At 64.7% G+C, this 10221-nt stretch carries 7 protein-coding genes; 6 read left to right on the top strand and 1 reads right to left on the bottom strand.

What is annotated here, in order from left to right; translation table 11 throughout:
• Positions 1-998: 998 nt before the first annotated feature.
• The gene (locus tag AB0F62_RS41605; protein ID WP_361811758.1) at positions 999-1415 is read left to right on the top strand and encodes a nitroreductase/quinone reductase family protein; all 417 of its coding nucleotides are present in this window, start codon (positions 999-1001) and stop codon (positions 1413-1415) included.
• Between the two features lie 268 nt (positions 1416-1683).
• Positions 1684-1830 carry a hypothetical protein gene (locus tag AB0F62_RS41600; protein ID WP_361811755.1) on the top strand — a complete coding sequence of 49 codons (147 nt, stop codon included), beginning with the start codon at positions 1684-1686 and terminating at the stop codon, positions 1828-1830.
• Positions 1831-2354: 524 nt separating this feature from the next.
• Here the strand turns inward: AB0F62_RS41600 and AB0F62_RS41595 are convergent.
• Entirely contained in the window at positions 2355-3149 is a 795-nt protein-coding gene (locus AB0F62_RS41595; RefSeq protein ID WP_361811752.1) for an SDR family NAD(P)-dependent oxidoreductase, read from the bottom strand.
• A gap of 685 nt (positions 3150-3834) precedes the next feature.
• Between AB0F62_RS41595 and AB0F62_RS41590 the strand changes: the two genes are divergently transcribed.
• The 4 genes from AB0F62_RS41590 to AB0F62_RS41575 all read left to right on the top strand — a co-directional run bounded on the left by AB0F62_RS41590 (position 3835) and on the right by AB0F62_RS41575 (position 9818).
• Entirely contained in the window at positions 3835-4299 is a 465-nt protein-coding gene (locus AB0F62_RS41590) for a nuclear transport factor 2 family protein (RefSeq protein ID WP_361811749.1), read from the top strand.
• A gap of 841 nt (positions 4300-5140) precedes the next feature.
• The gene (locus AB0F62_RS41585) at positions 5141-6607 is read left to right on the top strand and encodes a DHA2 family efflux MFS transporter permease subunit (RefSeq protein ID WP_361811746.1); all 1467 of its coding nucleotides are present in this window, start codon (positions 5141-5143) and stop codon (positions 6605-6607) included.
• Between the two features lie 1051 nt (positions 6608-7658).
• The gene (locus AB0F62_RS41580; RefSeq protein WP_361811743.1) at positions 7659-8726 is read left to right on the top strand and encodes an LLM class flavin-dependent oxidoreductase; all 1068 of its coding nucleotides are present in this window, start codon (positions 7659-7661) and stop codon (positions 8724-8726) included.
• A gap of 342 nt (positions 8727-9068) precedes the next feature.
• A complete protein-coding gene (locus AB0F62_RS41575; RefSeq protein ID WP_361811740.1) occupies positions 9069-9818 on the top strand; it encodes a DsbA family oxidoreductase in 750 nt (249 codons plus the stop codon).
• Positions 9819-10221 lie beyond the last annotated feature (403 nt).

Here is a 10221-nt window from a genome sequence, read left to right as displayed (position 1 = left end):
CGACGATGACCACCTTCGGGTCGTCGATCCGGGCCTGGACCCAGTCGGCGTCCACCAGGACGTCACTGCGGCTCATTGCTGTTCTCCTCCGGGGCGGTTACGGATGTCTCGAGCCGTCGGTCGGCGTCGATGTTGTATGGACGGAGCACTGGAAGGCTTTGTGTGCTCGGCGAAGCACGGCATGGCCGGGTGCAGTTCCGGCCGTGTGATGTCATCAAGATACCTCAATATAATGAACGATCGATAAAAAGCACGGGAAGACGTGTACGGATGATGGCTCAGTATTCGGCATTGGCAACTTAACTACGGTGCCTGACGATTAATGTCGCACCCCTGGGTGTGGGGTGTCATGCTCCGGACTGTCCACACGGAACCGACTGTGGATACACCGGAGGAGATTTCGTCGCTGGATCGGCGGTGGCCCGGGGGGAATTCGAACCTGTTCCGAGTGGTGCACAGCCTTGTCGACGGACGAAGAATGGACGCCGTGACCGTCGGTGACGGTAGCTGGGTCTCGGAACGTCTGGACGAACATGCCTCTGTAGTTTTTCGGGAAGTGGCCAGGGGGTCGGTGTGTCTGGCGGTGGCCACGTCAATGTATGCACTGGGGGCGTGAACGCACCCTCAGGAGGGGAGGTTCCCGATTCTCGGCGGGCTGAGTTCAGCCGACGCCGACGCCGACGCCAACGCCGACGTGTCGAGCGCTGCCGAGGTGGTGTCGGGTCGCTTGGTCTGCGGGCCCCGGTAGGGGTCGGGTGTGCCCACTGTCCCGGGAATACGGACCCGACGCAGTCGGGGGTGGAGGGCTGGGGGATCGGTCGCGGGCATGACGAGTCCTCGTGATTGGTGCGTGAAGGTTGTGGCCGGTGATCGCAGGCTGCTGGGCACATCGGCTCGGGCGTTCATCGCTGAGCCGTCGGTTCCACTGCCTCTGCCCTTGTCCGCCCCACCACTATCAGGAATGACTGATCGATAAAAGACGTGCCAATATGGTACCCATGAGCAACTTCAATGATGAGATCGTGGCCGAGTTCCGGGCCAACGGCGGCTTGGTGGGCGGCCCGTTCGAGGGTAGGTCGCTGCTGGTACTCCACACCCTGGGACGCCGTAGCGGAGAAGCCCGAGTGAACCCGCTGGCGTACGCCACCGACGGAGACAGCTTCCTCCTGTGCGGTAGCAATAGCGGCGCACCGAACGACCCGGACTGGATTGCCAACGCCGGAGCGATGAGCGAGGTGACACTGGAGGTGGGAACGCGGACCCTCAAGGCAATCCCGCGGGTCGTCACATCGGAATCGCCCGATTGGGTGCGGCTCTATGAACGGTGGATGGACCACCAGGTCGGCATGAGGGAGTACGCGGAGAAGACCACCCGCAAGTTCCCGATCCTGGTGCTCGACCCGATTGGGGACTAGTACTCCAGCAGAGCCTTGCTGTCTGACCTGCGGGTCCTGCGCTGGGCGGTTGGGGTTGGCGGGCAGTGGAGTGGTCAGGGGTGGCCGTCGATGGGCTGCCCCTTGATCGTGCGGAAGCGCCGTACGTAGTGGCATTGGTGGGGCAGCCTCCCCACGTGATCACCACACGCGTGTTGCCGAGCAGTGGCGTCTGGAATCGGACGACCTCTCCGTGACTGTCGGCCATCGCTACGGCTGGGTGGAGCCACGCTGCCCTATACGCGGCTACGTGCGTGCTCTGTTCGCCCCGGTGGCCCGAAAGAGCGGCTGGCGACTCGCCGAGCAGGCGGATCACGCCGCCCTTGGCGGCCTGCGGCACCTGCTCGCCGGAGCGAGGCTTGAGGCCGACGACATTCGCGGCAACCTGCACGAATAGATTTCCGGCGAACTCGCGGTGCAAACGATGGGATCCTCATTCTCGGCGGCACCCGCTCCGCCTCACCTCCGCCACGGTTCAGCGCCAGTTTTCGGGACTGCGGGCCCCGCCGAGAACTGCCGGATCGGTGCTTTTGTTGCCCACGCCGCGACCCGTGGTGGGCCCCGATCGACCGGGAGTTCACCTGCCCAAGATCTGGGCCGACGACCGTGAACGCTGCCACCCGGCCAAAGTCCCAGGGGCGCGGGTATGCGCCACCGAGGGCAGCCGGCCCGACGCCCCGCCCTGGGTCACCGCGGACGCCGTACACGGTCAGGAGGGCCGCTTCCGCCGACTGCTGGAAGAGCCATTCGTTAACGATATGCTGACGGTGCCCAAGTTCCGGTTCACCGCGAGCTGTTCCCGAAACGCCGGCGGACCACGTCAACTGGGACTGTCGAGTCGGTAACGCCCCCACACGAGATAGCGACGATGTTCGTCACGCGGCGGAGGTGTGGCCGGCCTCGAGGTGAAGCAGGGCGGGATTATGCGTCGCGCCAGCCTCCGTCGACCTTGAGGGTCGCGCCGGTGATGTAGGCCGAGAGGGGACTCGCCAGGAATGCGACGATGTCAGCGTACTGGGACGGGCGTCCCACCAGGCCGACGTCGTTCGGTGCCAGCGCGGCGACCAGCGAGGGCTCGATCTCCTCCCAGGTCTCGCCCCATCCCTGCTCCCTGCCGAGATCAAACAGCTGCTGCTCATTGCCTGGAGTGAGAATGCCGCCTGCCGCCACCGCGTTCGACGTCACACCCGACTGTTCCAGCTCGCGTGCGAGGGACTTGGCGAGAGTGTTGCGCGCCCCGTTTGTTGCCGCGTAATGGGGCTGACTTGCCTTGGGAAGTTCGCCGGTGACGCTGCTGATCTGGATGACCCTGCCCCAGCCACGCTCGCGCATCCCGGGAACGAGGCGCTGAATCATGCGCACACTGGACAGGACGTTTGTGTTGTAGAGCGCGGCCCAGTCCTGTGCCGTCGTGGTGGTCCAGCCGAGGTGGGGTTCGTAGACACCGGCATTGTTCACAAGGATGTCGACCTGGGCGTCACTCAGGGCGGCGTGCACTGTATCCGCTCCCGCGTCGGTTCCGAGGTCGCCGATCGCGACGGACGCGTTGCCTCCCTTCTCGCGAATGGACTCGGCCACAGCTGCTGCCCTTGCTTCGTGTCGCCCGTGGATGATCACTGCAGCGCCTTCGGCCGCCAGGCGCTTGGCGATCGCCTCCCCGAGGCCACTGCTTGATCCCGTCACCAGCGCCCGCTTACCGCTCAGTTGCAGGTCCACTTGCCTCTCCTTTCCGTGGTCCGCGGCCGCATGCTTCCTCGACCGAAGACAGTGATGGCATGACCGGTGGGGGCACGCCGGCGATCAAATTATCGACCGTACATTCCATATTGCGTGTGGTGCGCGCAGCTGTCAAAAGGCGGGCGATCGCGGGGGTGCAGGCTGGGGGATTGAGGTCAACACCAGTCACCCATGAAGTCGCCCCGGCACCGCGGGTCGCTGGTTGGGTGAGGCGGCCGCGGCGTTGGCACGTGAACGCGGCACAGGGTTTGCATGTAGTGGGCCGGTCTGGCCACCTGGGTTCGATGTCGGTGATCGCCGATGGGGGCTGTTGCGCATGACAACTCAATCCGATGGGCCGGCCATTCGGACGTGAGGCCACGGTGTGGCGCGTCGCATACTGGACGGGCGGCGGTGAATCGACCTGACGCCCTGGGCGGGGACGCGATGTAGGCGCCCGGTCGCGTGCCCGTACGTGATGGATAGCCGGGCGACTGAGGGTGATGGGCCTCACGTCGGTGATGGATGCGGGTGCACTTGTCGGGCGGAAAGGTGTAGTAACCTCGATTTCGGCCGGAGGCGTGAGGCTTCGCTCGTGTGGCATGCGCGTCGGCTAAATTTCTGGAATGAACGGTGGATATTTTATCCCCGTGGCCTCATGGTCGACTGTCGCAAGGAGTGCATCATGACCACTGTGAGCAACGGAGACGCGCTGCAGCGCCTTCTCGACATCGAAGAGATCAAGAAGCTCAAGGCCCGCTACTTCCGGTTCCACGACACCAAGAAGTGGGACGACTTCGTGAAGGTGTTCAGCTCGGACGTCCAGATCGAGATCGATGGGACAGTGCTGACCGATGCTGCCGAGATGGTTCGGGCGGCCAGCGCATGGGTCGGGGACGCGGAGACCGTGCACCGGGGCTTCATGCCCGAGATCGAAATCACCGGCCCCGACACCGCCACCGGTACTTGGAGCATGGCTGATTACCTCGTGTGGCCCAAGAAGGAGGGAAGCCTGCCCCAGGGAATGCGGGGTTACGGGTACTACCACGAGGAGTACCGAAAGGTCGAGGGCGAGTGGGTCATCAGCCGCCTCAAGATCCAGCGACTGAGGGTTGAGTTCCTCGAAGGTGGCGTGCCCGCCGTGGGTTGATCGCTTGGGAGCCGACACCAGGGTCGCACGCAACGCTTGACAGCGCGCACGGCGAGACCGTGGCCCTTCCGGACTCAGCCGGTGTGTGGCAACAGGGAGTCGGTTGGCGGCGGCGCCGCAATACGTCTGACCGGAGATAGTTCCAGTCGCGTTTGTGCCTCCGGGTTCAGTGCCGCCGCCCGTAAAGCTGCTCCGCTTCACGATCTACAAGGGCACTCGTGTTGGGCAGCACATCCTCCAGGCCCAAGCCGATGGGTGTCGTCACTCAGCGTTGGTCTTGAGTGCGTCAAGTACCGGGAATGTTCGACTGTTGCTCAAGTACCTCTCGGCACGCAAGAAGACGTTGTCCGTCGGAGTGGGCGATGATCAGCGCCTGAATCGCCGCCTGTGATGTTCGGGCAGTTGACGAGGGCCGGCCAACTCGTGACCCGGTCGGCAAGCAGTGGTCGCGGCCAGAGATTCGGTTGAATCAGAGCCCGACACCGTCCGTCGTAGCCGCGGGCGCGATTCGACAGGTATCCCGCAGACGGGGCCACGGCAGTCACATCAGTCCTCGACAACTGGCGCCAGATATTCGCGTCACTGACGCGCGCATGGCTGACTTCGGCAGCGTAGACGCGACCACTGCAGCGGGGAAGTCCTCCGGAGGACGTCCCGGCAACCTTCCGCACACCGCACTGACCGTGTTGGATCAGGCTCCTGACCTGTCACGCCTGAGCGCACCGGGCACGGCGGCCGATCCGCGGAATCGGTGTCCCGCATCACCACAGAACCGCTTCGCCGTCCTCTCGCCGCGCCGAGGTCCGGTCCCGACCCCTTGCGCGGCACGTTTGGACATCTCATGGCCCATGTTGCCGCTCAGCCAGATAGGCGTCGGCTCATTCTGCTCCTCATATCGGCAGCTCAACTGATCGTTGTGTTCAACGACGCGATCATGAATGTTGCCCTTCCGTCCGCCCAGGCCGACCTGCACATCTCCGACGGGGGACGGCAGTGGGTGATCACCGCCTACACCTTGGCTTTCGGAGGTCTCCTGCTGCTGGGTGGTCGCCTGGGAGACATGTTTGGTCGGAAGCGGATCTTTGTCACGGGCCTCATCGGCTTCGTCGTGGCGTCCGCCTTCGGCGGCATCGCGACAGCCAGCTGGATGCTGTTGTCTGCCCGGGCTTTGCAGGGTGCCTTTGGTGCACTGCTTGCCCCGGCCGCTCTGTCGTTGATCTCGCTGACATTCCCGGATGGCAAGGACCGAGCCAAGGCCTTCGGGGTCTTCGCCTCCGTCGTCATCACCGGTGGCGCGGTGGGGCTGCTTGCAGGCGGGCTCCTGACTGAATACCTCAGCTGGCGCTGGGCCCTGTTCATCAACATCCCCCTCGCCGTGCTTCCCGTCCTTGGTGCGCTGGCGTACATCCATGACCACTCTGAGCATGACCGCACCACCCGGCTGGACATCCCCGGCGCTGTGCTGGCCACTGCAGGGATCGTTGCACTGGTCTACGGCTTCACGCTGGCCGAGAGCCACGGCTGGGGCGACGGCACCACGCTCGTTTCGTTCGCCGTTGCCGTGTTCCTGTTGGTCGCGTTCGCTCTGGTGCAGGCCCGTACCCGGGACCCCCTGCTGCCCTTCCGGATCCTGACGGAGCGCAACCGCCTCGGCGCCTACCTCTCAGCCGCTCTTGCGCTGCTCAGCGCCTTCGGCGTCATCCTGTTCCTGACCTACTACCTCCAGGCGGTCAAGGGATACTCCGCGGCGCAGACCGGCGTGGCATTCCTTCCGATGGCCATCGCGCAAATCATCGGGGCAGCACAGATCGGTGCCCGGCTCATGACCCGTGTCCGGCCCAGGACGCTCATGACCATCGGGTATCTGCTCGCTGCGGCCTCCGTTCTGTTGCTGCTTGTGGTCGATACCGACACCTCGTACGGCCCGGTCCTGCTCTCCGAAATTGGAGTCGGCCTTGGTCTCGGACTCGCCCTCATGCCGGCCACCAGCCTCGCCACTCATGGCATCGGCCCGAGGGATTCCGGCGTGGCCTCGGCAATGATCAATATCTCGCAGCAGGTGGGCGGCTCCATCGGCACGGCCCTGCTCAACACCATCGCAACCAGCACTACTGCCGCATACCTGGTCTCCCACGGAACGGGGCAGCAGAGCGCCGCGATGGTCCACGGCTACCGCGTTGGTTACCTGTGGGCTGCGGCATTCCTCGTTGCCGCCGGACTGGCTTCCTTCCTGTTGATCAATACCGGGCGCCCCGAGGCCGAGGATGATCTTGTTGACGCCGGCGAGGAGGTCGCAGCGACCGTGTGACCTGGATCCTTCGGTCGGAGCTGTGGCACCCGAGCGGCGGGTTGCTCTCGCGGCAGTTGGCGGCCGTCGCCAACTGCCGCTGACTGCCGGACGATTACTCCCAAGGGCCCGGTCCCGGTCACGCGGACGAGGTAAAGGTGTCCATCTCAGTGCGTGACAACCGAGATGGACACCCTCGCGATCGCATTGCACCTGCATGCCGATGGTTTGTCGAGGATCTGCCGCATCTGGCGCCGTGGCGGCCCGCGCGGTGGGCATGGGGCAATGGCTGTCGCACGCCGAGCTCGTCACCCTGAGTGTGACGTAGGCCCCGCTCGGCCACACCTCTGAGGCGCGGTGGCTGCGCCATTGCCATGTCCCGTTACGGCACCTGTTCCCCACCTCCCCCTCCAGCCGGGATACAACAAGCGCCAACGACGAGCCACCGGGCCGACCCGGACGGCCATTGGGGGCAGGGTCACTGCGTCCCCACGTGATCTGCACCCGTACGGACTACTCCCACCCTGCTGGACATACTGGTAGTCGGATCGCAGTCGACCGCCCGCACCCGTGGCACTACTGAGGGGACCGAGCCTGAACAGCCACTGGCACGGCTGAGGTGAGGCCGCCATGGCCGACTCGCAAGGGCGAACCCGAGCGGCACCCTCAAGGGGCAGATGGACCCCAAACGCCACGACGGTCACACCCTCGGCCGTGGGGCCGTCGGCATCATCCAACGACTCCTCGTACTGACCGCCGCCATCCGGCACCACCACCCGGCGGCTGGCCCCTGGGCTCCCTGACGCCTACGACCACCAACCTTAGGGGCGATCATCCAGCCGGGCGAGCCCGCTCATCGTGGGGCACGTGGCCTTCCGGGTCGACGCTCCGACGGATTGGAAGGGGACTTTGATGTCGAGGCAAGAGAGTCCGCGCAAATTACTTTACCTACCGTTCGTTCCATAATGTGGTAGGATGGAGCCTCGGAGCGAGCGCACGGCAGCCGCAACAGTGGCTGCCCTCTACCGCCAGCGCACGCCGATGCGCATGTTTGGTCCAGGAGGTCTGACCGGTGAACGACGCGATCAAAGGCACGGCTATCGGAACCGCGCCCGTACCCCTGTCCGTGCTCGACTTGGTCCCAGTAGGCAGCGGTACCACCGTCACCGAGGCCCTGCGCAGCAGCATCGAACTCAGCCAGATCGCGGACCGCCGGGGATACCACCGTCACTGGATCGCAGAGCATCATTCGGCGCCGAGCGTCGCGTCGACCTCGCCGGCCGTGATCCTCTCGCATCTTGCGGCGCACACACAGCGCATCCGACTCGGCTCCGGCGGCGTGATGCTTCCCAACCACGCCCCCCTGATCATCGCCGAGCAGTTCGGCCTCCTGGAGGCACTCGTTCCCGGCCGCGTCGATCTCGGACTGGGTCGCGCGCCCGGCACCGATGGGGCGACCGCCGCCGCACTGCGCCGCAGCGACCAGCTGAACGAGGGTGTCGACGACTTCCCCAAGCAACTCAGCGAACTCATCCGATTCTTGAACGACGACTTCCCCGCCGGCCACCCCTATTCCCGAGTCCATGCCATTCCCGGACCGGTCCAGGGCCCCACGAGTCGACCGTCGGTCTGGCTGCTCGGTTCGTCCGGCTTCAGCGCACAGCTCGCCGGGACCCTGGGACTTCCCTTCGCCTTCGCCCACCACTTCTCAGCACGGAACACCGACCAGGCACTCGCGCTCTACCGGGATTCATTCCGCCCGTCAGCCGTGCTCCAGGACCCATACGCACTCATCAGCGTGAACACCATGGCCGCCGACGATGAACGGGAAGCCCGCCGACAGGTGATGACCGGAGCCCTGGCGATGATCCAGCTGCGCACTGGCCGGCTGGGTCTGCTCCCGTCGCCCGAGGAGGCCGCAGCGTACCGCTTCAGCCCAGCCGAGCGGGAGTTCGCGGAAACCTGGATCGCCGACATCGTCTACGGCACCCCAGATGCAGTTCGCGGCGGTTTGGACGAGCTCCAGAAGCGTACTGGTGCCGATGAACTGATGCTCACCACCCTCATGAGCCACAGCAATCCGGCACGCCTGCGCAACTACGAACTGATCGCGGATGCCTACGGATTCCCGCGGGACTGAGTCGCTGGTCCTACCTACGACGGCGAGTAGGTTTGGCAGCGACGCATGGGCTGCCTGCCAGCGTCGAAACAAGGCGCCGAAGGGTGCCGATTATGGCGATGCGCTTTGGGCCCCCAAGAGTGTGGAGCTGACCGCCGTCCGGGTCGCCATCGAGCGAGCCGCGAGTGAGCACTCTCTGCTGCTGGTCGTGAGGATGCTTGTGTTGAAGCAGTTCGCGGAGAAGGTGATCTGTCATCAACGGCATCCAGGTTCCGATGGCCGGTGAAGGGGTTGTCGGGGTGGGTTTGGAAGGTACGACCTTCCTGCAGGAGAAGACGAATACCTCCAAGAAAGAGGGAGATCATGCGCGTTGAAGTCTGGTCGGACATATCCTGTTCATGGTGCTTCATTGGCAAGGCCCGGTTTGAAAGGGCGCTAGCCGCATTCCCACACCGAGAAGCCGTTGAGGTGGTGTACCGCTCCTTCGAGCTCGACCCCCACTTGAATCAAACCCGATCGACAACCGGGGCGGCTCACGCGAAGAAGTACGGTATGACCCCGGCGCAGGCGCGGGATGCTGAAGAGAACCTGGCGGCCATTGCCAAGGAAGAGGGACTGGAGTACCTCGTCGACTTTCGGGACCACGGCAACACCTTTGATCTGCACCGGTTGCTGCACTTGGCCGCGGCCCATGGCGTGGAGGATAGGCTGCTGACGTTGTTTTACGATGGAAACTTCGCCGCGAAGCGCAGCATCTACGACTCTGAGCACCAAGTAGAACTCGCCGTTCGTTCAGGGCTTGAGGAAGCTGAGGTACGTGCGGTGCTTGCCGACAAGCGTGCATACGCCAACAAAGTACGCAAGGACGAAGCAGAAGCCGCACAGCTGGGCATCACCGGTGTGCCGTTCTTTGTGATCGACCGCAAGTACGGCGTCTCCGGTGCCCAATCGGCAGCGGCTTTCACTGACGTGTTGCGAAGGGCGTGGACTGACCGTGAACCCGAGCTGAAGGTTCTTGGTGCGGCCGACCAAGCCGGGTGCGACGCGGATGGGGCATGTGATGTGCCGCGAAGCGCCAGCCCTGACGGAACCGCCACCACTGCGACCTCGTAAGTCATCCAGCGGCTCAGGTTGCGGCGAAAGAATCGGAGATCGGCCCGCTCAACGATGATGCGGGCGATGCCCCGCTCACGGAGCACGTGCGGATGGTCCCGGGGCTGTGTAGCCCTTGTCGCCGATGACATGTGAGGGCTGGATCCGATTCGGGGCAGGCAGATGGCCTGCATGACGGCGGTGAACTGGGACTCTACGAAAGACCCCACTGGGGCCGTAGAGGAAGAAGCTGACCGTCGATGACCGTGGCCGAGGGGTACCCGGTGGGCTGCGGCGGTCTGCGTTGGGGCGTTGGTTTGTAGTTGTCGGGGTTGGTTGGTTGTGGGTGGTCAGACCATGTGGCTGACGCGGTCGTCGATGCCGAGCAGGGTCTTGCCGTATACCTCCAGGCCGACGGCGGGAA

The organism is Streptomyces sp. NPDC026673 (assembly GCF_040638135.1).
Classification (GTDB): Bacteria; Actinomycetota; Actinomycetes; order Streptomycetales; family Streptomycetaceae; genus Actinacidiphila.
The sequence above is the reverse complement of the archived record's forward strand: the minus strand, read 5'-3'. Positions and strand labels throughout refer to the sequence as shown.

Coding starts and splice junctions, on each gene's coding strand:
- AB0F62_RS41605 (WP_361811758.1), top strand. CDS start 999: ATGAGCAACTTCAATGATGAGATCGTGGCCGAGTTCCGGGCCAACGGC.
- AB0F62_RS41575 (WP_361811740.1), top strand. CDS start 9,069: ATGCGCGTTGAAGTCTGGTCGGACATATCCTGTTCATGGTGCTTCATT.
- AB0F62_RS41590 (WP_361811749.1), top strand. CDS start 3,835: ATGACCACTGTGAGCAACGGAGACGCGCTGCAGCGCCTTCTCGACATC.
- AB0F62_RS41585 (WP_361811746.1), top strand. CDS start 5,141: ATGGCCCATGTTGCCGCTCAGCCAGATAGGCGTCGGCTCATTCTGCTC.